Annotated in this window: 18 protein-coding genes; 7 read left to right on the top strand and 11 right to left on the bottom strand. The window is 61.2% G+C overall.

The window, feature by feature from the left end; genetic code table 11:
• Nucleotides 1-2: 2 nt before the first annotated feature.
• The 8 genes from B9N88_RS24110 to gloB form a co-directional block, all read right to left on the bottom strand.
• Nucleotides 3-3,449 carry a hypothetical protein gene (locus B9N88_RS24110; protein ID WP_027606503.1) on the bottom strand — a complete coding sequence of 1,149 codons (3,447 nt, stop codon included), beginning with the start codon at nt 3,447-3,449 and terminating at the stop codon, nt 3-5.
• Nucleotides 3,450-3,626: 177 nt separating this feature from the next.
• Nucleotides 3,627-5,240, bottom strand: coding sequence for an ABC transporter ATP-binding protein (locus B9N88_RS24105; protein ID WP_027606502.1), 1,614 nt, complete (start codon nt 5,238-5,240; stop codon nt 3,627-3,629).
• Between the two features lies 1 nt (nt 5,241).
• Entirely contained in the window at nt 5,242-6,261 is a 1,020-nt protein-coding gene (locus B9N88_RS24100) for an ABC transporter permease (RefSeq protein ID WP_027606501.1), read from the bottom strand.
• A gap of 1 nt (nt 6,262) precedes the next feature.
• Nucleotides 6,263-7,339 carry a microcin C ABC transporter permease YejB gene (locus tag B9N88_RS24095; RefSeq protein WP_027606500.1) on the bottom strand — a complete coding sequence of 359 codons (1,077 nt, stop codon included), beginning with the start codon at nt 7,337-7,339 and terminating at the stop codon, nt 6,263-6,265.
• Entirely contained in the window at nt 7,340-9,184 is a 1,845-nt protein-coding gene (locus tag B9N88_RS24090) for an extracellular solute-binding protein (RefSeq protein WP_027606499.1), read from the bottom strand.
• Nucleotides 9,181-11,010 (bottom strand): extracellular solute-binding protein, encoded by a 1,830-nt coding sequence (locus B9N88_RS24085; RefSeq protein WP_027606498.1) that lies wholly within the window; start codon nt 11,008-11,010, stop codon nt 9,181-9,183. The genes B9N88_RS24090 and B9N88_RS24085 overlap by 4 nt, the downstream gene beginning before the upstream one ends.
• A gap of 210 nt (nt 11,011-11,220) precedes the next feature.
• Nucleotides 11,221-12,636, bottom strand: coding sequence for a lytic transglycosylase domain-containing protein (locus B9N88_RS24080; RefSeq protein WP_027606497.1), 1,416 nt, complete (start codon nt 12,634-12,636; stop codon nt 11,221-11,223).
• Between the two features lie 98 nt (nt 12,637-12,734).
• Nucleotides 12,735-13,502, bottom strand: coding sequence for a hydroxyacylglutathione hydrolase (gene gloB, locus B9N88_RS24075; protein WP_027606496.1), 768 nt, complete (start codon nt 13,500-13,502; stop codon nt 12,735-12,737).
• Nucleotides 13,503-13,567: 65 nt separating this feature from the next.
• Between gloB and B9N88_RS24070 the strand changes: the two genes are divergently transcribed.
• The 5 genes from B9N88_RS24070 to B9N88_RS24045 all read left to right on the top strand — a co-directional run bounded on the left by B9N88_RS24070 (nt 13,568) and on the right by B9N88_RS24045 (nt 19,251).
• Nucleotides 13,568-14,326 carry a class I SAM-dependent methyltransferase gene (locus tag B9N88_RS24070; protein WP_027606495.1) on the top strand — a complete coding sequence of 253 codons (759 nt, stop codon included), beginning with the start codon at nt 13,568-13,570 and terminating at the stop codon, nt 14,324-14,326.
• Between the two features lie 44 nt (nt 14,327-14,370).
• Nucleotides 14,371-14,823 (top strand): ribonuclease HI, encoded by a 453-nt coding sequence (gene rnhA, locus B9N88_RS24065; RefSeq protein ID WP_003173571.1) that lies wholly within the window; start codon nt 14,371-14,373, stop codon nt 14,821-14,823.
• An 82-nt stretch (nt 14,824-14,905) separates the two neighbouring features.
• Nucleotides 14,906-15,646, top strand: a complete 741-nt coding sequence (dnaQ, locus tag B9N88_RS24060; protein ID WP_177327732.1) for a DNA polymerase III subunit epsilon — start codon at nt 14,906-14,908, stop codon at nt 15,644-15,646.
• 759 nt (nt 15,647-16,405) lie between these two features.
• A complete protein-coding gene (locus B9N88_RS24050; RefSeq protein ID WP_027606493.1) occupies nt 16,406-18,661 on the top strand; it encodes an Orn/Lys/Arg family decarboxylase in 2,256 nt (751 codons plus the stop codon).
• 20 nt (nt 18,662-18,681) lie between these two features.
• Nucleotides 18,682-19,251 (top strand): GNAT family N-acetyltransferase, encoded by a 570-nt coding sequence (locus B9N88_RS24045; RefSeq protein ID WP_027606492.1) that lies wholly within the window; start codon nt 18,682-18,684, stop codon nt 19,249-19,251.
• Here B9N88_RS24045 and B9N88_RS24040 read toward each other — a convergent pair.
• Nucleotides 19,248-20,141, bottom strand: coding sequence for a LysR substrate-binding domain-containing protein (locus tag B9N88_RS24040; RefSeq protein ID WP_027606491.1), 894 nt, complete (start codon nt 20,139-20,141; stop codon nt 19,248-19,250). The genes B9N88_RS24045 and B9N88_RS24040 overlap by 4 nt on opposite strands.
• A gap of 181 nt (nt 20,142-20,322) precedes the next feature.
• Here B9N88_RS24040 and B9N88_RS24035 point away from each other — a divergent pair, with 181 nt between their 5' ends.
• Nucleotides 20,323-20,667: a hypothetical protein gene (locus tag B9N88_RS24035; protein ID WP_027606490.1), complete on the top strand. Its 345-nt coding sequence runs from the start codon at nt 20,323-20,325 to the stop codon at nt 20,665-20,667.
• Nucleotides 20,668-20,730: 63 nt separating this feature from the next.
• On the opposite strand, the gene B9N88_RS24030 is transcribed toward B9N88_RS24035, so the two are convergent.
• Nucleotides 20,731-20,967 (bottom strand): hypothetical protein, encoded by a 237-nt coding sequence (locus B9N88_RS24030; protein WP_027606489.1) that lies wholly within the window; start codon nt 20,965-20,967, stop codon nt 20,731-20,733.
• Nucleotides 20,968-21,193: 226 nt separating this feature from the next.
• Between B9N88_RS24030 and B9N88_RS24025 the strand changes: the two genes are divergently transcribed.
• Entirely contained in the window at nt 21,194-21,751 is a 558-nt protein-coding gene (locus B9N88_RS24025) for an NADPH-dependent FMN reductase (RefSeq protein ID WP_027606488.1), read from the top strand.
• A 250-nt stretch (nt 21,752-22,001) separates the two neighbouring features.
• Here the strand turns inward: B9N88_RS24025 and poxB are convergent, their stop codons facing one another.
• A complete protein-coding gene (poxB, locus tag B9N88_RS24020; protein ID WP_043293613.1) occupies nt 22,002-23,726 on the bottom strand; it encodes a ubiquinone-dependent pyruvate dehydrogenase in 1,725 nt (574 codons plus the stop codon).
• Between the last annotated feature and the right edge of the window lie 67 nt (nt 23,727-23,793).

Raw genomic sequence — 23,793 nt, 5'->3', positions numbered from 1 at the left:
ACTTAATAGGGTTTCAGATTGTGCAAACGCTCGTTTCGGCGTTTGTTGATCAGCAGGACCTTTTCCACATTGTTGAGGTTCTGCGTGGACTCACTCAGATCCCGGTGGTTACTGAGCAGGCACTGGTCAACGACCATCCTGGCAATCGCTTCGAGTCGTGCCGATTGCCAGGACTTCGGTATGGGGGCGGGGTCACCCTGGGTATCCGTTATGAGGGTGGTGTCCAGGGGATTGAGCAGGACCTGCGAACTGGCGCCCGCCACGGGTTCGGAACCGGTGAGATAAGCACTCCAATCGATCTGCAACTGAACAGGGCCTGGGGCGACCGGGTCATTCAGCAAGCCGGATGGCGGGTTGGCCAGCTGCGTGACCAGCATCTGCCTGGGCAGCAGTTGCAGCAGGTAGCGATCCCGCTGGTAGCGAACACGCAACAGGCATCCAAAATGTGCGGTGATCATCGTGTCCCGGGCAGCGGGGGACGGTTTGCGCAGCAGGTACAGTGCGATGTTTCCCTGCTCCAGGCTGACACGCCTGGGCAGCGGCAGGCAGGCCAGCAGGTAGGCAATGTACACGATATAACTCTCACGGATGGATTCGAGCGCGGCGTGGAAGTTTTCATCAGCGTTGTGGTCCTTGAGCGTTCTCAAGGGCGGCGAAAACCTGTTGACACGTACCTGTGGCTGAATCGCCCTCCAGCGTTCCATGTGCTTTAACTCACCGGCCAGATACAGTTCGGCCAGGGAAAAGGAAATATCCTGGGTGCTGACTTGCGGATAGCGAATACCGGGCGGAAGGAAGGGCGCCGGCATGAACACGGTTTTGTCCAGGTGAGCGTTATCCGGATAGACCTCACGCAGGTACCTCAATGCCGCCTCCTTCTGATCCGGATAGGGGGTGTGCAGCGATCCGAAGGCATCGTTGAGTGTGCGCTTCTGTTTCTCATAGGTGCGCACGGCGAGCTCGCCTTTAAAGGGCAGGTCCGTGTCCGTCGCATCCACCACGCCATTGGCACGCGCCCAGTCGAGGACGGGATCGACCGTAGGAGGCAGCGCCCAGAATTCCCGGTTGAGCGTCGTGGCAGGGTTATGGACCAGGGTCATGATGTTCTCAAGTGTCATGTACCGGCTGGCGCCAGGGGTTTTCAGCTCGATGAAATCGACGAACTGCTTGAACACGACCCAGTTCTGGTTACACAGGTAAGGCAAGGTTTCGGGGATGTTGCGCACGAGCAATTGTGGCGCGCTGCCACTGAGCAGCAAATGCGCGGCCAATGGTGCACCCTCCAGAAGGGTCTGGCGCAGGAGGGCTTCCAGATTGCTGCGCACCAGTGCGCAGTTGTCACCCCAGTAGTAATCGGTGTCGATGGCCAGCCCGCCGACCAGGTTGCGTTGTGTGCCGGCCTGTTCGTCCAGGCTCAGGATCAGCGCGCTGAGCAGCAGCGTCTGCCGGCGCTGTTGCGGCGTTGTGCCATGCAGTGCTGCATCGGACCAGATGACGAGGGTGTCCAGGCGCTCGACCAATAGCTGGCTGCGCGGGCTCTGCACCATCTGGTTCAGCAGCATGTCCGCTTCGGCACGGATCCTGGGGGCACTCTTGCCCGCCCAACAAGGTTCGCCGAGCCACTTGAACAGGGGCGCTCCCTGCGCCTGTGCAAATGCCTGCTGCGCTTCGTATACCTGTCGGCGTTGTGTGCTGGATAAGGTCAGCAATGACGGCTGCGGCTGGCCCAGGCCCTGCCAGTAGTTGCCCAGCCGTGGTGTCGCAGCCCTGACGGCCCTCAGGTAGTGCGCCGCCTGCCGGGCCTGCTCCGCTGTCTTCACTTCGGGCATGCGCAGGAACTTCATCAACTGCTTGAGGGTGGCCTTCATATCACTGCGCAGCTCGCCACCCAATTGTTTGGCCAGCTCCTGCAAGGGCGTGAGACAGCGCTTGAGCGCTGGACTGGAGACGATATCGTCCGTGAGGTTTCTGCGCCTGCCGTCCCTGTCGTCCGCGCCCACGTACCCCTCTTCAGTCAGCAGTACCAGCGCCTTTTCGTCGTCGATACCGCGTTTCACGCAAATGGCGACAAATGATCTGTGCTTGATCATCATCAGCAGTTTTTCGGCGCTCTCCTCCAGCAACTGGTAGAACATCGAGTCAGTGTCCAGCTCGACCGTATCGTCGAGCTCAACCTTTTCATCGGGTTGTTTGCCAGCGCTGACTCGCTCCAGCTCTGTCTGCAGCCGATTGAAGTTATTCAGGGCGCTCAGGCTGTTTTGTTTGCGCTTGAGCCATTGCGCATCCTGGGCCGCTTCACTGCAGTACGGCTGCCCAGGCACGGATGACTGGCGCAGGCGCGCGATCAGGGCGTGCACCTCGCTGGCCTGGAGGGGGACCTCGATGGCGTAGAAGTGCATGAGCTGCGCCAGGCTCAGGCTGTTATTGGAGGCCACCTGTTCTCCCAGCAACGACGCATATTGCGCCAGGCGAATCAGCCGACCCGCCACTGGCGCACCGCCCAGGTGCGTACGCAGGCTGATACTGGTCCCCTGGATCTGCGCGGATGAGGCCCGCAGGGAATGATCCTCGCCGGAATAAATAAAGTATTCATCGGGACCCAGCGCAGTCGGGAACGTCTGCGTGAACTCGATCGAATTGATCACGCTCTGCAGTAATTGCGCGGCTTCTTTCAAGGTGTGCGCTACGAAAGAGTCAGACCTCAGCGTGAGGCGCTGGCGGTAAGCGAGGTAGCTGTCATGGGGTTCATCCGTGGCTGCCGCGCTGGCCATGCATTGCTCGAGGTTATCGGCCAGTTGCAGCAAATCCAGGTGCTGGGCGTGCATTTCATGGCGTGTCGCCGACTGCGCGCGGCCATTGTCACCCATCGTTGGAAAGGCATGGTAGGCCTGCAGCTCATCGACAATCATCCGCGCCTGGATCTGGTTTTTGGGCAATGTGTAGCCGTAGAACGCCAGCGTCAACTCGAGTGGCAATTCAAACGTACTGTGCCCGTTTGGCAAGTCGATATAGGGCACGCCCAGCTGGTTGGGATCAATGATCTCGCAGATGCCCAGGATCGGCGCGGACACTTCCAGCCAGCCTGGGTCGTCATGAAGATGAAAGGCCCTGGAAGTCAGTTGGTCCTCGTGAATGACATTGGCGTGCAGGGAGCCTCCCATGACCTTGATGCTTCGATACTCCAGGTGCTGCGCGTCGGCCCATGCCAGGAACACGCTCTGGTTGATAGCCTTGCCGAACAGCACCATCCATTGGCCAAGCCTGGAGTTGCGGTCGACCGCGATCAACGGGGGAGGCCCCAGCAGCGTCCAATTGTGCGGTAAGGCGGGGGACAGCAGTGCAACCAGGCTGTTGATCAGCTTCAGATCATCCTGGGTGGCAAACAAGACGGGGCTGGCAGGCAGTGGCTCGGTCGCCGCAGCGGCAATCAGCGGGGCAAATTCGTACATGAATGAAGTTCCGTTTCAAGGTTGCCCAAGAAAACGCTCTTGAGCGGAACTTCATGGTCGGGGGTTTTTACCTGAGCTTGATAGCCTGCGTCATCCCGAGTTGCTGTAGGTCGAGTAGGCGGCCACGGTGATCCAATGGCGAGGCACGCCCACGCAGGAGGTGGGCGTGTTCATCGCTCAGAGGCGCTCCGGGCAGGGCACCAGAAAGGCCGCTTCCAGCAGTTGACGCGTATACCCATGCTGCGGATCAGCGAAAATCGCTCGCGCATCGCCTTGCTCCACCACCTGCCCCTGCTTGACCACCATCAGTTGGTGACTGAGCGCCTTCACCACCGCCAGGTCATGGCTGATAAACAGGTAGGTCAGGTTGTACTTGGCCTGCAGGCTGCGCAGCAATTCCACCACTTGCCGTTGCACGGTGCGATCCAGCGCCGAGGTCGGTTCGTCCAGCAGGATCAGGCGCGGCTTGAGCACCAGTGCGCGGGCGATGGCGATGCGTTGGCGTTGGCCGCCGGAGAACTCATGGGGGTAGCGATGACGGGACTCAGGGTCCAGGCCCACCTCCTTGAGCGCCGCGATAATCGCCGCTTCCTGCTCGGCCGGCGTGCCCATCCTGTGGATGCGCAGGCCTTCGCCGACGATCTCGCTGACGCACATGCGAGGGCTCAGGCTGCCGAACGGGTCCTGGAACACCACCTGCATTTCCCGGCGCAACGGGCGTACCTGTTGCTGGGTCAGTGTGTCCAGCTGCTGGCCTTCGAAACGAATCCCGCCCTTGCTGGCAATCAAGCGCAGGATCGCCAGGCCCAGGGTGGATTTGCCCGAGCCGCTTTCGCCGACGATGCCCAGGGTCTGGCCCTGGGGCAGGCTGAAGTTGATCCCGTCCACCGCCTTGACGTAATCGACGGTGTTGCGCAAGAAGCCCTTCTTGATCGGGAACCAGACTTTCAGGTCATCGACTTCCAGCAACGGCGGGCCGACGTCGTTGCTGGCCGGGCCACCGCTGGGCTCGGCCGCCAGCAGTTCCTGGGTGTAAGGGTGTCGGGGCGACTGGAACAGCGTCTCGCACTCGGCCTGCTCGACGATGCAGCCTTGCTGCATCACGCAGACGCGGTGAGCAATGCGCCGCACCAGGTTCAAGTCATGGCTGATCAACAGCAAGGCCATGCCCAAACGCGCCTGCAATTCCTTGAGCAACTCCAGGATCTTCAACTGCACGGTGACGTCGAGGGCCGTGGTCGGTTCATCCGCGATCAACAACTCCGGCTCATTGGCCAGGGCCATGGCGATCATCACCCGCTGGCGCTGGCCGCCCGACAGTTCATGGGGCAGGGCCTTGAGCCGTTTGTGCGGCTCGGGGATACCCACCAGTTCCAGCAGTTCCAGGGTGCGCCGGGTCGCGACCTTGCCGGTCAGGCCCTTGTGCAGGCCGAGCACTTCGTTGATCTGCTTCTCGATGCAGTGCAGCGGATTCAACGACGTCATCGGCTCCTGGAAGATCATCGCGATGCGGTTGCCGCGAATATGCCGCAGGGTCTTTTCCTTCAGGGTCAGCAGGTCCTGGCCGGAATAGGTGATGGTGCCGGACGGATGCCGGGCCAGCGGGTAGGGCAGCAGGCGCAGGATCGAGTGGGCGGTCACCGATTTGCCGGAGCCGCTTTCGCCAACCAGGGCCAGGGTTTCGCCGCGCTTGATATCGAAGCTGACGTTGTTGACCACACGGTGGTGATGCGCGCCCGTGACGAACTCGACGGAGAGGTCGCGGATTTCGATCAGATTGTCCTGATTCATCTCATTTCCTCGGGTCGAAGGCATCGCGAGCGGACTCGCCGATAAACACCAGCAAACTCAACATGATCGCCAGCACGGCAAACGCGCTCATGCCCAGCCACGGTGCCTGCAGGTTGGATTTGCCCTGGGCCACCAGTTCGCCCAGGGACGGCGAACCGGCCGGGAGGCCAAAGCCGAGGAAGTCCAGGGCGGTCAGGGTGCCGATGGCGCCAGTGAGGATAAATGGCATGAAGGTCATGGTCGAGACCATGGCATTGGGCAGGATATGGCGGAACATGATCGCGCCGTTCTGCATCCCCAGTGCCCGCGCCGCACGCACGTATTCGAGGTTACGCCCGCGCAGGAACTCGGCGCGCACCACGTCCACCAGGCTCATCCAGGAAAACAGCAGCATGATCCCCAGCAGCCACCAGAAGTTCGGCTGCACGAAGCTGGCGAGGATGATCAGCAGGTAGAGCACCGGCAAACCGGACCAGATTTCCAGGAAACGCTGCCCGGCCAGGTCGACCCAGCCGCCATAGAAGCCCTGCAAGGCGCCGGCGATCACGCCGATGATCGAACTGAGCACCGTCAACGTCAGGGCAAACAGCACCGACACACGGAAGCCATAGATCACCCGCGCGAGCACATCGCGGCCCTGGTCATCGGTACCCAGCAGGTTGACGCGCGAAGGCGGCGCGGGGGCCGGTACCTTCAGGTCGTAGTTGATGCTCTGGTAGCTGAACGGGATCGGCGCCCACAGGGTCCAGGCGTCCTTGGCCTTGAGCAGTTCCTGGATATACGGGCTCTTGTAGTTGGCTTCCAGGGGGAATTCACCACCGAAGGTGGTTTCCGGGTAGCGCTTGAGCGCCGGGAAATACCAGTCGCCGTCGTAGTGCACCGCCAGGGGCTTATCGTTGGCGATCAGCTCGGCGCCCAGGCTCAGCCCGAACAGGATCAGGAACAGCCACAGCGACCACCAGCCACGCTTGTTGGCCTTGAACCGCTCGAACCGGCGGCGATTGAGGGGGGATAGATTCATCTCAATGCTCCCGGCTGGCGAAGTCGATACGCGGATCGACCAGGGTGTAGGTGAGGTCGCCGATCAGTTTCACCACCAGCCCCAGCAGGGTGAAGATAAACAGCGTGCCGAACACCACCGGATAGTCGCGGTTGATCGCCGCTTCAAAGCTCATCAGGCCCAGGCCGTCGAGGGAGAAGATCACTTCCACCAGCAACGAGCCGGTGAAGAAAATCCCGATGAACGCCGACGGGAAGCCGGCGATCACCAGCAGCATCGCGTTACGGAACACATGGCCGTAGAGCACGCGGTGGTTGGTCAGGCCCTTGGCCTTGGCGGTGATCACGTATTGCTTGTTGATCTCGTCGAGAAAGCTGTTCTTGGTCAGCAGGGTCATGGTCGCGAAGTTGCCGATCACCAGCGCGGTGATCGGCAGCGCCAGGTGCCAGAAATAGTCGAGCACCTTGCCGCCCCAGCTCAACTCATCGAAGTTGTTGGACGTCAGCCCGCGCAAGGGGAACCAGTCGAAATAGCTGCCGCCGGCAAACACCACGATCAGCAGGATCGCAAACAGGAAGGCCGGGATCGCATAACCGACGATGATTGCCGAGCTGGTCCACACATCGAAGTGGCTGCCGTGTCGCGTGGCCTTGGCGATCCCCAGGGGGATCGACACCAGGTACATGATCAGCGTGCTCCATAACCCCAGGGAGATCGATACCGGCATCTTTTCCTTGATCAGGTCGATGACCTTGGCGTCACGGAAGAAGCTGTCGCCGAAATCCAGCCGGGCGTAGTTCTTGACCATGATCCACAAGCGTTCCGGCGCCGACTTGTCGAAGCCGTACATCTTTTCGATTTCCTTGATCAGCGCCGGGTCCAGGCCCTGGGCGCCACGGTAGCTGCTGGAACCGGCCACCGAGACTTCGGCACCGCCGCCGGCAATGCGGCTGGTGGCGCCTTCAAAGCCTTCGAGCTTGGCGATCATCTGTTCCACCGGCCCCCCGGGGGCGGCCTGGATAATAATGAAGTTGATCAGCAGGATCCCGAACAACGTCGGGATGATCAGCAACAGGCGGCGAACAATATAGGCCAGCATTTAATCGCCTCCGCTCGCCGCATCGGCGCTCGTGTCGGTAGCCGTTTCCAGGGTGACGGCAGGTTTTACGTTGGGTTTTGCCCACCAGGTGGCGGTGCCCACGTCATAGCGTGGTGGGGTTTTCGGATGGCCGAGGTGGTCCCAATACGCCACGCGGAAGGTCTTGATGTGCCAATTGGGGATCACGTAGTAACCGAACTGCAGCACACGGTCCAGGGCCTTGGCATGGGCGATCAGGCTGTTGCGCGAGTCGGCGTCGATCAGTTCTTCCACCAACTGGTCGACCGCCGGGTCCTTGAGGCCCATGTAGTTGCGGCTGCCGGGTTTGTCGGCACTGGAGGACTTCCAGAATTCCCGTTGTTCGTTACCCGGCGAGGTGGATTGCGGGAAGCTGCCCACCATCATGTCGAAGTCCCGCGAGCGAACACGGTTGACGAACTGCGAAACGTCCACCCGGCGGATCACCAGGTCGATGCCCAGGTCCGCCAGGTTGCGTTTGAACGGCAGCAGGATGCGCTCGAACTCGGTCTGGGCCAGCAGGAACTCGATGGTCACCGGTTTGCCCGTGGTGTCGACCATCTTGTCGTCGACGATGCGCCAGCCGGCCTCCTGCAGCAGTTGGTAGGCCTCGCGTTGCTGGGTGCGGATCATGCCGCTGCCGTCGGTTTTGGCCGGCTCGAAGGCCTGGGTGAAGACTTCGGCGGGGATCTTGTCGCGCAGGGGCTCGAGGATCTTCAGCTCATCCGGGCCGGGCAGGCCGGTGGCGGCCATTTCGGAGTTTTCGAAGTAGCTGCGGGTGCGGGTGTAGGCGCCGTTGAACAGCTGTTTGTTGCTCCACTCGAAGTCCAGCAACAGGCTGATGGCCTTGCGCACGCGCACATCCTGGAACATCGGCTTGCGCGTATTGAACACAAAACCTTGCATGCCGGTAGGATTGCCGTTGGGGATTTCTTCCTTGATCAGCCGGCCCTCGGTCACGGCCGGAATGTTGTAGGCGTTGGCCCAGTTCTTGGCGCTGAATTCCAGCCAGTAGTCGAACTGCCCGGCCTTCAACGCTTCCAGGGACACGGTACTGTCGCGGTAGTAGTCGGTGATGCGGTTGTCGAAATTGTAGAAACCCTTGGTGATCGGCAGGTCCTTGGCCCAGTAGTCCTTGACCCGCTCGTAGCGGATCATGCGCCCGGCCTTGACCTCGGCCACCTTGTACGGCCCGCTGCCCAGGGGCACCTCCAGGTTGCCCTTGGCAAAGTCCCGCGTGGCCCACCAATGCTTGGGCAGTACCGGCAGTTGCCCAAGGATCAGCGGCAGTTCGCGGTTGTTGGTGCGCTTGAACTTGAACAGCACCCGCAATGGGTCTTCGGCGACCACTTCATCGACATCGGCGTAGTAGGTGCGGTAGATCGGCGAGCCTTCCTTCATCAGTTCCTGGAAGGTGAACACCACGTCTTCGGCGTGGATCGGGTGGCCGTCGTGGAAGCGCGCTTCGGGCCGCAGGTAGAAACGCACCCAGCTGTTGTCCGGGGCTTTTTCGATCTTGCCGGCGACCAGGCCGTATTCGGTGATGGGTTCGTCCAGGCTCTGCATGGCCAGGGTGTCGTAGATCAGGCTGATGTTGTCGGCCGGCACGCCCTTGCTGATAAACGGGTTAAGGCTGTCGAAGCCGCCCATGCTCGACTCGCGGAAGGTGCCGCCCTTGGGCGCATTCGGGTTGACGTAGTCGAAGTGCTTGAAGTCGGCGGGGTATTTCGGCGGCTCGTTGTACAGCGTCAGTGCGTGTTGCGGCGCGGCGTGGGCCGTGGTGCACAGCAACAGGCTGCCGAGCAGTACATTGCGCAAATACATCATTGGGCTTTCTCCGAAGCTTTCAGCCACCACGCGCTCAGGCCCAGGCTGTAGGGCGGCGTGGTGACAAAGGCGAACCGGTTGCGGTACGCCAGGCGATGATAGTTGAGGTACCAGTTGGGAATGCTGTAGTGCTGCCACAGCAGCACCCGGTCCAGGGCGCGGCCGGCGGCCAGTTGTTCTTCGCGGGTCTGCGCCGCCAGCAGTTGTTCCAGCAGGTGATCGACAACGGGGTTGGCGATGCCCGCATAGTTTTTGCTGCCCTTGATTGCAGCCTGGCTGGAGTGGAAGTACTGCCACTGTTCGAGGCCGGGGCTCAAGGTCTGGTTGAGGGTGATCAGGATCATGTCGAAATCGAATTGATCCAGGCGTTGCTTGTACTGGGCGCGGTCGACGGTGCGCAGGCGTGCGTCGATGCCGATGCTGATCAGGTTCTCGACATAGGGCTGCAGGATGCGCTCCAGGTTCGGGTTGACCAGCAGGATCTCGAAGCGCAGCGGTTGCCCGTCCTTGTTGAGCAGGCGTTGGCCCGACAGCTTCCAGCCGGCTTCGCCCAGCAGCGCCAGGGCGCGGCGCAGGGTTTCGCGGGGGATGCCGCGCCCGTCGGTCTGGGGCAGGCTGAAGGCTTGGGTAAACAGGTTGGGCGGCAGCTGGTCGCGGTAGGGGGAGAGCATCAGCCATTCATGGCCGGTTGGAACCCCGGTAGCGGCGAATTCGCTGTTGGGGTAATAGCTGAGCGTGCGTTTGTAGGCGCTGCTGAACAGGGTGCGGTTGGTCCACTCGAAGTCGAACATCAACCCCAGGGCTTCGCGCACCTTGGTCTGGCTGAAGGTCGGGCGCCGGGTGTTCATGAACAGGCCCTGGCTTTGGGTCGGGATCTGGTGGGCGATCTGCGCCTTGATCACTTCGCCACGGTTCACCGCCGGGAAGTTGTAGCCATTGGCCCAGTTCTTGGCCTGGTGCTCGATATAAATGTCGAACTCGCCGGCCTTGAACGCTTCGAAGGCCACATCGCTGTCACGGTAGAACTCCACTTCGACCTTGTCGTAGTTATAGAAACCCTGGTTGACCGGCAAGTCCTTGCCCCAGTAATCCTTGACCCGTTCGAACACCAGCTGGCGTCCAGGGGTGACCTTGCTGATACGGTACGGCCCGCTGCCCAGGGGCGGCTCGAAGGTGGTCGCCTTGAAGTCGCGGTTTTTCCAATAGTGCTGAGGCAATACCGGCAATTCGCCCAGGCGCAGGATCAGCAATGGGTTGCCGGCACGCTTGAACACAAAGCGGATGCGGTGAGGGTTGAGGATGTCCACCCGCGCCACTTCCTGCAGGTTGGTGCGGTACTGGGGATGGCCTTCGGTCAGCAGGGTGCGATAGGAAAATGCCACGTCATAGGCCGTGATCGGCTTGCCATCGTGGAAGCGCGCCTGCGGACGCAGGTTGAACACCACCCAACTGCGGTCCTCGCTGTATTCCACCGACTGGGCAATCAGCCCGTAGCTGGAGGTGGGCTCGTCGCCGGAAGGCGCGTACTGACCAGTGCCGACCATCAACGGCTCGTTCAGCTCATTGACGCCGTATTGCAGGAAGTTGGGGGTGGAAACCGGGCTTGAACCCTTGAACGTGTAGGGATTGAGGGTATCGAAGGTGCCAAATGCCATGACCCGCAAGGTCCCGCCTTTCGGCGCTGCAGGGTTTACCCAATCGAAGTGGGTGAATTTGGCCGGGTACTTGAGCGTGCCGAACTGCGTGTAACCGTGGCTCTCGGTTATTGTCGCGTTCGCACCAAAGCTCAAGGCCAGACTTATTAGTAGAAGGAGGGGACGCTTCAAGTCAGGGATCCGATCCAGGCGGCTTGGGCTTTATGATCGGTACAGTAACAGCTTGTTCCGGATGGAAAAAGCCAGTTGGGAACACTGGAGATTCAGTGTGGGAGGGGGCTTGCCCCGATATCGGTGGATCAGCCAATGAATCTGGTGGCTTATAAACTGCTATCGGGGGCAAGCCCCCTCCCACATTGGTTCTGCAGTGTTCTTAAAACCTTAGCGCGGCCCAGACACTACAAGCATCTGCCCCGGCTTCAGCGCCTGGCCAGTACGGGGGTTCCAACGCTTGAGATGTTGCATCTCGACGTTGAAGCGCTTGGCGACGATGTACAGCGAGTCGCCTTTCTTGACCTTGTACTGCACCGGCTTCTTGCTGTCGGCCTTGGCCACCAGCTTGCGGGTGTCCTGCATCACCAGGGTCTGGCCGACCTTGAGGGCCTGGCCGTTGAGTTTGTTCCAGCGCTGCAGGTCATGCACGTCGACCTTGTTCGCCTTGGCGATCAGCGTGAGGTTGTCGCCACTGCGCACCTTGTAGCTGCGGGTGCGGCCGGCCACCCGGGCGGTCTCGACTTCGTCGAACACCTGCTTTTTCGGGCGCATCGCCAGCAATTCTTCCGGCTTCATCGTCGAAAGGGTGCTGGTGAGCAATTGTGCCTTGGAGCTCGGCACCAGCAGGTGTTGCGGGCCATCCAGGGTGGTGCGTTGCTTGAGCGCCGGGTTGAGCTGGAACAGTTCGTCTTCGTCGATCTCGGCCAGCGCGGCAACCCGCGACAGGTCCATGCTTTGCTTGACTTCGACCACTTCGAAGTACGGCGTGTTGGCAATCGGGTTCAGGTTGACGCCATAGGCCTCGGGGGCCAGCACCACCTGGGACAGCGCCAGGAACTTGGGCACATAGTCCTTGGTTTCCTGGGGCAGGGGCAGGTTCCAGTAGTCGGTGGGCAGGCCAAGCTTCTCGTTGCGCTCGATGGCCCGGCTCACCGTGCCTTCGCCGGCGTTATAGGCGGCCAGGGCCAGCAGCCAGTCGCCGTTGAACATGTCGTGCAGACGGGTCAGGTAGTCCAGGGCGGCTGTGGTGGAGGCGGTGATGTCGCGGCGGCCGTCGTAGGCGCGGGTCTGGCGCAGGTTGAAGTAGCGCCCGGTGGAGGGGATGAACTGCCACAGGCCGACGGCATCGCTGCGCGAATACGCCATCGGGTTGTAGGCACTTTCAATCACCGGCAGCAGCGCCAGCTCCAGGGGCATGTTGCGTTCTTCAAGGCGTTCGACGATGTAATGAATGTAGAGGCTGCCGCGTTCACCGGCGTTCTCCAGGAAGGACGGGTTGCTGGCGAACCACAGGCGCTGTTGCTCGATGCGCGGGTTGACACCCACGTTGTCCTGCAATTGAAAGCCCCGGCGCATGCGTTCCCAGACATCCTGGGGCACTTCTGGAGCAGGTTTCTCTGAAAGCCAGATGACGGGTTTCTGTTTGATCTTGGCGGCAAGGTTGGGCTTGGGTTGCACGGTGGATTGTGCGGCGAAATTTGTCGATTGGCAGCCCGCCAGCGTGGCGGACACAGCCACCGCCACAGCTTGAGCCAGGCGGGTCAATGCGTCTGAATGGTTGGCTTTACGAATAGATGACGACATTGGCTGGAAGTAAGTTCCGGGCAAAAATGTCGGGCGATTCTAGAAAGCACTTTGGTTCCGGTCAACCATTCAGAAATTACGTATCAGATTGCATCCCTTTAGAACTTATCTTTCCACGCCCTCAAGCTAGCAAATACCTCGGCCCCAGAGCGGTTGTCACGGCCATTCCGTTCGTCCGCTTTTTGTTTAACGGATGTTTCAGAGGTACGCAGGAAGGGGTTGGTACGCTTTTCCAGGGCCAGGTTGGACGGCAGCGTCATCTCGCCGCGGGCCCGCAGCTGACGGACGTTTTCCACCCGTTCGGAGATGTCGGCATTCTGCGGTTCCACCGCCTGGGCAAACTTGAGGTTACTTTGTGTGTATTCGTGGGTGCAGTACACCAGGGTATCGGCGGGCAGGGCGACCAGGCGCTCGAGGGAGGTGTGCATCTGTTCCGGCGTGCCTTCGAACAGGCGGCCACAACCGGCGGCGAACAGGGTGTCGCCACAGAACAGCATGCCCTGGTGGTAGAAGGCGATATGGCCCAGGGTGTGGCCGGGCACGGCATAGACGTCGAAGTCCCAGCCCAGCACGTTGATGCGGTCGTTATCCTGCAGCGCGATGTCCCGCGCCGGGATCGTCTCGTTGGCCGGACCATACACCTTGGCGTCGGTCACCCGCTTGAGTTGCTCGACACCGCCGACATGGTCGTGGTGATGGTGGGTAATCAGGATGTCGCTGAGGGTCCACGTCGGGTTTTGCTCGAGCCAGGCCAGTACCGGCGCGGCATCGCCGGGATCGACCACGGCACAACGTTGGGTCTGCGGGTCCTGCAGCAACCAGATGTAGTTATCGGTGAAGGCGGGCAGGGCACTGATCTGTATCATTCTTCGATTCGCCAAGCTGAACACATTGGTGCATCTTAGAACGTCTAGGCGAGTTGGAGAATGCAATGACTGATAAAGCGTTCGCCCAGGCCGATCCTGAGTGGCTGGCCCTGATCGGCGCAGCCCGTGAATGGCTGTCCGGGCCCATCGGGCAATTTCTGCTGGATGAAGAACGGCGCATGCTCGAAGACGAGTTGGGTCGTTTCTTTGGCGGCTACCTGGTGCATTACGGTCCGTCGGCCCAGACCCCGCCTGCCGCGCCCCAGGTGCAACGCAATGTGCGCCTGGGCGCGCCGTTGCCGGGGGTGGAGATTGTCTGCGAAGAACAGGCCTGGCCATTGAGCGAGCACGCCGCCGATGTGGTGGTGTTGCAGCATGGCCTGGATTTCTGCCTGTCACCCCACGGTCTGCTGCGTGAAGCGGCGAGCAGCGTGCGCCCTGGTGGCCATTTGCTGATTATCGGCATCAACCCTTGGAGCAGCTGGGGCCTGCGCCATGTGTTCGCCCATGATGGCCTGCGCCAGGCGCGCTGCATCTCGCCATCACGGGTCGGGGACTGGCTGAACCTGCTGGGCTTCGCGCTGGAGAAACGCCGCTTCGGGTGCTATCGTCCGCCGCTTGCCTCGGCCAAGTGGCAAGGCCGCCTGGCCGGTTGGGAACGTCGCGCGGGCGCCTGGCAACTGTCGGGTGGCGGCTTCTATTTATTGGTGGCGCGCAAGATCGTGGTCGGGCTGCGGCCGGTGCGCCAGGTGCTGCGCCAGCCCATGGGCAAACTGGTGCCGATGCCGATGGCCAAGGTCAACCGCACGCAAAGCGAACCGTAGCACTTTTTTGATTTCAGACCTGCCCGTCTTGATGGATGTAACCGATGACCGATAGCGTAGAACTCTTCACCGATGGCGCCTGCAAGGGCAACCCCGGCCCCGGCGGCTGGGGCGCCTTGCTGGTGTGCAAGGGCGTAGAGAAGGAGTTGTGGGGCGGCGAAGCCAACACCACCAACAACCGCATGGAGCTGATGGGCGCCATTCGCGGCCTGGAAGAACTCAAGCGCCGCTGCAACGTGCTGCTGGTCACCGACTCGCAATACGTGATGAAAGGTATCAACGAGTGGATGGTCAACTGGAAGAAGCGCGGCTGGAAGACCGCGGCCAAGGAGCCGGTCAAGAATGCCGACCTGTGGCAATTGCTCGATGAGCAATGCAACCGCCATGACATCACCTGGAAATGGGTGCGTGGGCACATCGGCCATCCGGGGAACGAGCGCGCCGACCAGCTTGCCAATAGAGGTGTGGACGAAGTGCGGGGCTACAAGCAGAGCTGATGCTGGCCGACGTGTTAACATCGCGCTCCTTGACTCACACCACACTGCACACCACACCGTTGAGAGCTGAACCCTGATGGCGATCCGATCTGTTGTACTCGATACCGAAACCACCGGCATGCCGGTGACCGACGGCCACCGGATCATTGAAATCGGCTGTGTCGAACTCATGGGTCGGCGCCTCACCGGTCGTCACTTTCACGTCTACCTGCAACCGGACCGCGACAGTGACGAAGGCGCCATCGGCGTCCACGGCATCACCGACGAGTTCCTCAAGGGCAAGCCGCGTTTCGCCGAAGTGGCCGATGAGTTCTTCGAGTTCATCAACGGCGCCCAGTTGATCATCCATAACGCGGCGTTCGACGTCGGCTTCATCAATAACGAATTTGCCCTGATGGGGCAGATGGATCGCGCGGACATTTCCCAGCACTGCTCGATCCTCGACACCCTGATGATGGCCCGTGAGCGTCACCCGGGCCAGCGCAACAGCCTCGATGCCTTGTGCAAGCGTTATGGCGTCGACAACTCCGGCCGTGAACTCCACGGCGCCTTGCTCGACTCCGAGATTCTCGCCGACGTTTACCTGACCATGACCGGCGGGCAGACCAGCCTGTCCCTGGCCGGCAACGCCTCCGACGGCAGTGGCTCGGCGGAAGGCTCGGGCAACCGCCCTTCGGAAATCCGCCGCCTGCCAGCCGATCGCAAGCCCACCACCATCATTCGCGCCAGCGAGCAGGATCTGGCCGAGCATGCGGCGCGGTTGGAGGCTATCGCCAAGTCGGCGGGTGCGCCGGCGTTGTGGACCCAGCTAACACAACAATAGCCCTGCGTAGGTATGATCAAAATGTGGGAGGGGGCTTGCCCCCGATAGCCATGGGTATCTACACAACGTTGTAGCCGCCAACGGTAACCACGATGCGAAGCGAGCCGCCCTTGATCTTGATCTTGATCTTGCTTTTGATCTTGATCTCATGCGCCCCGTTAAACCACGCTGGCCGGAATTCGATAGTGATTTGGGGGGTAAACCGGCAGGGATGCCGGTTTAGCCGCCCCGCGCCATGGATGGCGCGTGGCGGCGGCCCCCCAAATCACTGTCGGATTACGGGTACACCGAGCCTGGGCGAGGTGCCGAGTGGTGGGGCGAAGCGTTTTGCTTACTTTTGCGCTTTTCAAAAGTGAGCCGCCGTAAGGGCGGAACCCATAGCCGCCGTTACCGCAGCAACGGATATGTACCCGGTCCAATCCAAAAAATAGTCGGCCCAGAGGCCGCCATCGGGGGCAAGTCGAATCGTCGCACCGCCCCTCCCACATTTATGTCGCGGTGCATCAGTTAGATAGTCCTCGGCTCCCGAACCGTCACGGGAGCAAGCTCCCTCGCCACAGGCTCAGGGCCACACCAAAGTTGTGTAGATACCCATGCCCCGATAGCGGTGTATCAGCCAATAAAATATGAGCTGGCATACCGACATCGGGAGCAAGCCCCCTCCCACAGTTGATCTCCGTTGCTTTCAGAATCTTCATTCGCGTCATCGTCCCCGAGCTTCTACCCTTGAGTGCATAGCCCTCAGGACTACACGCCCTCATGTACAAAGACCTGAAGTTCCCCGTGCTTATCGTGCACCGCGACATCAAGGCCGACACCGTTGCCGGCGACCGGGTTCGCGGCATCGCCCGGGAGTTGGAACAAGAGGGCTTCAGTATCTTTTCCGCCGTGGACTACGCCGAAGGCCGGCTGGTGGCGTCGACCCATCACGGCCTGGCGTGCATGCTGATCGCCGCCGAAGGCGCCGGTGAGAATACCCACCTGCTGCAAAACATGGTCGAGCTGATCCGCCTGGCGCGCCTGCGGGCGCCGAACCTGCCGATCTTTGCCCTGGGCGAGCAGGTCACCCTGGAAAACGCCCCGGCCGATGCCATGAGCGAACTCAACCAGCTGCGCGGCATTCTCTACCTGTTCGAAGACACCGTACCGTTTCTCGCCCGCCAGGTGGCCCGTGCTGCCCGCACTTACCTGGATGGCCTGTTGCCGCCATTCTTCAAGGCGCTGGTGCAACACACCGCCGACTCCAACTATTCCTGGCACACCCCCGGCCATGGCGGTGGCGTGGCCTATCGCAAAAGTCCGGTGGGGCAGGCGTTTCATCAGTTCTTCGGGGAGAACACCCTGCGTTCGGACTTGTCGGTCTCGGTGCCCGAGCTGGGCTCGCTGCTGGATCACACCGGGCCCCTGGCTGAAGCCGAAGCCCGTGCCGCGCGCAACTTCGGCGCCGACCATACCTTTTTCGTGATCAACGGCACGTCCACCGCCAACAAGATCGTCTGGCACTCCATGGTCGGGCGCGATGACCTGGTGCTGGTGGACCGCAACTGCCACAAGTCGGTGTTGCATTCGATCATCATGACCGGTGCCATCCCGCTGTACCTGTGCCCGGCGCGCAACGAACTGGGCATCATCGGTCCGATTCCCCTGAGCGAGTTCAGCCCGGAATCGATCCGCGCCAAGATCGACGCCAGCCCCTTGACCCGTGGCCGGCCCCCCAAGGTGAAGTTGGCCGTGGTCACCAACTCCACCTACGACGGCCTGTGCTACAACGCCGAGCTGATCAAGCAGCAATTGGGCAGCAGTGTCGAGGTGCTGCACTTCGACGAAGCCTGGTATGCCTACGCGGCGTTCCACGAGTTCTTTGCCGGGCGCTACGGCATGGGCACCTCCCGTACCCCGGACAGCCCGCTGGTGTTCACCACCCACTCCACCCACAAGCTGCTGGCGGCGTTCAGCCAGGCCTCGATGATCCATGTGCAGGACTGCGGCGCGCGCCAACTGGACCGCGACCGTTTCAATGAAGCCTTCATGATGCACATCTCCACGTCGCCGCAGTACAGCATCATCGCCTCCCTGGACGTCGCCTCGGCGATGATGGAGGGCCCGGCCGGGCGCTCGCTGCTGCAGGAAATGTTCGACGAGGCCCTGAGTTTTCGCCGCGCCCTGGCTAACCTGCGCCAACACATTGCCGCCGAAGATTGGTGGTTCTCCATCTGGCAGCCGCCGTCGGTGGCGGGCATCGACCGCGTCGCCACCGCGGATTGGCTGTTGCTGCCGCAGGATGACTGGCACGGCTTTGGTGACGTGGCCGAAGACTACGTGCTGCTGGACCCGATCAAAGTGACCCTGGTGATGCCCGGCCTCACCGCCGGCGGCGCCTTGAGCGAGCGCGGGATTCCCGCCGCGGTGGTCAGCAAATTCCTCTGGGAACGTGGGCTGGTGGTGGAAAAGACCGGGCTGTATTCGTTCCTCGTGTTGTTTTCCATGGGCATCACCAAGGGCAAATGGAGTACCTTGCTCACCGAGTTGCTGGAGTTCAAGCGCAGTTACGACGGGAATGTCAGCCTCGCCAGTTGTTTGCCATCGGTGTTTGCCCAGGGCCCGGCGCGTTATCAAGGCTTGGGTTTGCGCGACCTGTGCGATCAATTGCACGGCTGTTACCGCAGCAACGCCACCGCCAGGCACCTCAAGCGCATGTACACGGTGTTGCCGCAAATCGCGATGAAACCGGCCGACGCCTATGACCAATTGGTAAGGGGCGAGGTGGAGGCCGTGTCCATTGATGCCTTGCCAGGACGCATTGCAGCCGTGATGCTGGTGCCTTATCCGCCGGGGATTCCGTTGATCATGCCAGGCGAGCGCTTTACCGAGTCGACCCGGTCGATCATCGACTACCTGGCGTTTGCCCGGACGTTCGATAGCAGTTTCCCCGGTTTTGTTGCCGATGTTCACGGGCTACAACACGAAGATGACGGCAGTGGTCGTTGTTACACCGTCGATTGCATCAAGGGTTAAGGATGTTTATGCAAGCTGTAATGAACCCGAAGTATCCAGGGCTCAGTGTGCGGGTCGCCGACGAGGGCTTCGACGCCTACGTGTGGGGCAATGATTTCAGCTTTGAGGTCAGTGCCTATGGCGTACCGGAGATGGGCAGGCGGGTCGATCAATGGCCCGTGGAGCGCATCGTGCCGTATCGCAAGTGCTATGGCATCGACCCGGAAGAATTCGCCAGTTTTCGCGATGCGCCGGACAGTGCGATCTTCATGGCCTACCTGGATGATCGTGCGGTCGGGCATATTGTGGTCAGCACCAATTGGAACGGCTTTGCCCACGTTGACGAACTGGCGGTGGCCTTGCCTGCCCGTCGGCACGGGGTGGCCAAGGCGCTGCTGGATGTGGCGCAGTTCTGGAGCCGCAAGAAAAACCTGCCGGGCATGATGCTGGAGACCCAGAACAACAACCTGGGCGCCTGCCGACTATATGAGCGTTGCGGCTACGTGATGGGCGGGATCGACCACCTGCGCTATCGCGGCATCGACCCGCAAACCCGTGAAGTGGCGATTTTCTGGTATCGGTTGTTCAAGACCGATGCCGAGCGGCGTTAACTTTCCAGCAGGCCCTGGGCCTTTTGCGTGACGATCTCCAGTAACGCATTCAGCGCAGGCGAGGTCACGCCATCCTTGAGTGTCAGCGCATACAGGCTGACCAGGATCGGCGGCGACACCGGGCATGTATCCAGGCCCGCCTCGCGTGCGCCAAAGGCGGTGAACGGGTCGACAATCGCCAGGCCTTCGCCGGCTTCCACCATGCTGCGCATCATCTGGTAGGTCTGCACCCGCGTCTGCACCACCGGCAGCGGGCGCAATGCTTGCAGCTTGGCGTCCAGCAGGCGGCTGAGCGGGTCGTGTCCTTCGAGCCCGATCATCGCTTGCCCGGCCAGGTCCTGCAGCGCAATGTACTTCTGCTTGGGCTTGAGCCAGCCGTGGGGCGCCAGCAATTGCAATTTGCCTTGGGCCAGCACCGTGCTGTGGATTTGCGGATGTTCCGGGTCATGCAGGCTCAGGCCCACCTCGGCCTCGTGCAGCAGCAGGCTGCGCACGATTTCCCGGGTTGGCTGGCTCGACAGGTTGCACGGCGTGTCCTGGAAGCGCCGGCGCAGCAGCGCGATGCTCTGGGGCAGCAGTTGATTGGCCAGGGGCGGCGTGCACAAGGCGCGCAACGTGGGGGCGTGATGGTGTTTCAAGCGGCTGGCCAGGCGTTGCACCGGTTCCAGGGCTTCGTACACATGGGCGATTTCTGCCTGCAGTTCCAGGGTTTCCCGTGTCGCCTGCAAACGCCCGCGCACACTGGCAAACAGCATGAAGCCCAATTGCTGCTCGGCCTCCTTGAGGGCCGCGTCTACATCGCCCACGGGAAGTTGCAACCATTCGGCGGCGGTGCCGAGGTGTCCGGTCTGCAGGATGGCCTGAATCACTTCGATATGACGTAAACGCATGGCCGGAGTCTATGTGCAGCGCAGTGGGGATTCAATGGCGCATGCCGTCGTGCGCAAAAAAGACAGTGCGGGTCGCGTATGTCGCTGGCGTTCAGCCAGGACCTCACTAGAATGGCGAGTCTGATCATCAACGACCAATGCCGATTACCGGCACATACAACAAAAACAGGTCTGGTCTCATATGCCTCTGCCCTCGACAGTTCTCGGGGTAACGGTCAAGCAACTGCTGGTCCTGGTGACCGTAGGGTGCGTGGCTGCTTACCTCATCAGCAATCACGATGAATCAGTTCCGGAAAACCTCGTGCTTGAGGCATTTATCCGTGCCCAGGAGCAAGTCGCCGCGCAGGTCGGCACGGTGCTGGGCATGACGCAGGTCAAGCAGGTGGTGGCGTATCCGGGGTACAACTCGCCGGGCTACAGGCGGGTGATGTACGCGGTGGAAGGCGAGCGGGGCCGGTTGATGGTGACGCTCAAGCAAGTGGACGGTGAGTCGGGGCTTGAAGTGACGGAAATTCGCAGCCCGTGACCGCCCGGCCCAGTCGATGCCGTCAATGGCCGGGACTGAGCAGGTACGCCTGGGCGATCAAGCTTATGAGGCGAGGGTGGTCTGCGATTCGCGGACGATAATGGTCCCCGACTGAATCAGTTTGAACTCATCGCCTTCGAGTTTTTCTACCCGGTCGCCAATGGCCAGCTTGTAGGTGGTGGTGGGTGCCGAGCCAGCCAGGTCGCCTTGCGCCGGGTTGGATTCCTGGAACTCATGCACCGAATACACGCGTCCTTCTGCGTCTCTGGCATGAAACTGTCCGACTAGTACTGCTGCCATCTGTTTAGAACCTCTGGAGATAAACACTCAATTCGCGGTGCTGTAGACCGTCATAAAGAGGGGGAGTTTACCTATTGAAAAAAAATACTATTCGCTGACATTTTCAGACGGTTCCTACGCATCAAATCGCGGGCCAAACGTCTGGAGGATTATCAAAACCTTCTGGTGAACGCACTGCGAAGCCTTTATAACTACAAGCTCCCTTAGTCAGACGTCGAGAAACCCAATGAGCAAGGTCTACACGATTGCCGTCCTGGTTGGCAGCCTGAGAAAAGACTCGATCAACCGCAAGGTCGCCCTGGCACTGGCCGAAATGGCCCCCGCCAACCTGAAGTTGAACATTGTGGAAATTGGCGATTTGCCGCTCTACAACGAGGACATCGACGGGGCATCACCGCCCGCAGCCTACAGTACTTTCCGTCAGCAGGTACGTTCATCCGACGCGGTGTTGTTTGTGACGCCGGAGTACAACCGCTCCGTACCCGCGCCATTGAAGAATGCGATTGACGTCGGCTCCCGCCCTTATGGCCAAAGCGCCTGGAGCGGCAAGCCGGGGGCGATCATCAGCGTATCGCCGGGCGCCGTTGGCGGTTTTGGCGCCAACCACCATCTGCGTCAGTCCCTGGTGTTCCTCGATGTGCCATGCATGCAGCAGCCCGAAGCCTACCTGGGCGGAGCGGGCAGCGTGTTCGACGACGCCGGCAAGGTGTCGGAAAAGACCAGGCCGTTCCTGCAGGCATTTATTGATGCCTACGGCAAATGGGTAGAAAAACAGACAGCTTGAATCGGCGCCCATTGTCCACTGTGGGAGGGGCGAGCCCTGACGCCAGTCAGTTAAGGATGAACACTGTAACTGTGGTGAGCGGGCTTGCCCCGCGCTGGGCTGCGCAGCAGCCCCAATAAGAGCGCTGCAGTGTGCCAGGCAGGTCCGGGGCTGTGTTTCGGGGCTGCTGCGCAGCCCAGCGCGGGGCAAGCCCGCTCACTACAGGTTTAACTGACTGGAGTTAGGGCTTGCCCGCTCCCTCAGTGTTGTATCAGCGCAACCAGTTAGTCCGCGCCAACTCGATCACTTCATCTCCACGCCCACTCATCACCGCCTTGAGCATGTACAGGCTGAACCCCTTGGCCTGTTCCAGCTTGATGCTCGGCGGCATCACCAATTCCTGGGTGGCCGTCACCACATCCACCAGCACCGGGCCATTGTGGGCCAGGGCGCGGCGCAGGGCCGGTTCCAGGTCTTCGGATTGCTCCACGCGAATGCCGAGGATGCCCATGGCGTTGGACATGGCGGCGAAGTCCGGGTTTTTCAGCTCGGTGCCGGCATCCAGATAGCCCGCAGCCTTCATTTCCATGGCGACAAAGCCCAGGGACGAGTTATCGAACACGATGACTTTGACGGGCAGGTTCAACTGCGCCAGTGAAATGAAATCCCCCATCAGCATGGCAAACCCGCCGTCGCCGGACATTGAGATCACCTGGCGCCCAGGAAAGGCCGCCTGGGCACCGATCGCCTGGGGCATGGCATTGGCCATGGAGCCGTGGTTGAACGAACCGATCAGGCGACGCTTGCCATTCATCTTCAGGTAGCGCGCCGCCCACACGGTCGGCGAGCCCACGTCGGCGGTGAAGATTGCATCGTCGTCCGCCAGTTCGCTGAGCAGGCGCGCCACGTATTGCGGGTGGATCGGCCGGTTGGCCTTTGACGGTTGCGCCAGGTCGTCCAGGCCTTGGCGGGCTTTTTCGTAGTGCTTCAGAGAGGTCTCGAGGAAGCTGCGGTCGGTCTTGCGGGTCAGGCGCGGCAGCAGCGCGTCGAGGGTCTCGCTCACATCGGCAGCGATGCCCAGGTCCAGCGTGGCGCGACGGCCGAGCGCCTGCGGGTTGCGGTCAACCTGGATGATTTTGGCATCGGTAGGGTAGAACTGGCGGTACGGAAAGTCCGTGCCGAGCATGATCAGCGTGTCGCAGTCGAGCATGGCGTGGTAACCGGAGCTGAAGCCGATCAGGCCGGTCATGCCCACATCAAATGGGTTGTCCCATTCCACATGCTCCTTGCCGCGCAGGGCGTGCACCACCGGAGCCCCCAGCGTGTAGGCCAGGGCCACCACTTGATCGTGGGCACCGGCGCAGCCACTGCCGCACAGCAGGGTGACCTTCTTGCTGCTTTCAAGGATCTCGGTCAGTCGTTGCAGGTCCTGTTCCGCCGGCAGGGTACGCGGTGTGTGCAGGGCCGGCCAGGGCTTGAGCTTGTCTTCGACTTCCAGCAACGATACGTCCCCCGGAATCACCACCACCGCCACGCCGCGGTTGAGGATCGCCGAACGCATGGCGCGGTGCAGCACGTGCGGCATCTGTTCGGGGTTGGTGACCAGCTCGATAAAGTGGCTGCACTCCTTGAACAGTTCCTGGGGATGAGTCTCCTGGAAGTAATTCAGGCCGATCTCGGAGGAGGGGATTTGTGCGGCAATCGCCAGCACCGGCACATGGTTGCGATGGCAATCGAACAGGCCATTGATCAAGTGCAGGTTGCCCGGCCCGCAACTGCCGGCGCACACCGTCAGTTCACCCGTGGCCGCCGCTTCGGCACCGGCGGCGAAGGCGGCGACTTCTTCGTGGCGCACGTGCATCCACTCGATGCTGTCCATGGTGCGCAGGGCGTCGGTGAGGCCGTTGAGGCTGTCGCCGGTCAGGCCCCAGATGCGCTTGATCCCCGCCTGTTCAAGGGTGGTCGCCAATTGCTGGGCCAGGTTGATTTTCGCCATGAAGAACTCCAATCGTCAGTGAGGTTAAAAGTTGCTGATCAATAGGGGACAGTTCGATCACGGCGAA

This window comes from Pseudomonas sp. LAMO17WK12:I1 (assembly GCF_900177315.1).
GTDB lineage: Bacteria > Pseudomonadota > Gammaproteobacteria > Pseudomonadales > Pseudomonadaceae > Aquipseudomonas > Aquipseudomonas marginalis.
Note: the sequence above shows the minus strand (reverse complement) of the source record. Positions and strands in the feature narration are given on the sequence as shown.